This window comes from Dietzia sp. IBK-p2-15D, from assembly GCF_057773105.1.
This window is the reverse complement of the sequence record NZ_JBYMTK010000079.1, coordinates 1-463: the sequence shown is the minus strand read 5'-3', so window position 1 is coordinate 463 and position 463 is coordinate 1. Positions and strand designations below refer to the sequence as shown.

The following is a 463-nucleotide window of genomic DNA, read 5'->3' as shown; positions in this document are numbered from 1 at the left end:
TCCATTTGGATTAAAATTTATTGAGTTGTCATGCCAACAAACACTATCAAGCAATCCTACTGTTTGTTTTGGAATTGATTTAGGTAAGAAGTCGGATTATTGTAGCGTAATAGGTTTTGACCAATGGGGGATGCAATCGTATTATGAGACATGGAATAAAAAGAATTGGCAAATTAGCATTGATAAAATAAAGAATTTACCAGATGTTACTACTCGTGTAGATGCAACAGGGTTAGGCGATGTAGTCGTAGACCAAATAAAGTCTTTTCGCAATAATACTGAAGGCTACATATTTACTCAAGGCAGTAAACAAAGATTAATGGAAGGCTTAGAATTAGGATTTCATCAACGTAAAATAATAATAGCGGATGACGGCGATACAGTAAACGGAACGGGTAGACTTCGCAACCAACTTGAAAAATACGAAACTATTTACACCAGAATGGGAGTTAGCTATTCAGCA

At 35.6% G+C, this 463-nt stretch carries 1 protein-coding gene; it reads left to right on the top strand.

The features are described from left to right. The coding region (locus AC3DEV_RS16950) for a hypothetical protein (RefSeq protein ID WP_488372862.1) at positions 1 to 463 on the top strand (463 nt) is incomplete at both ends.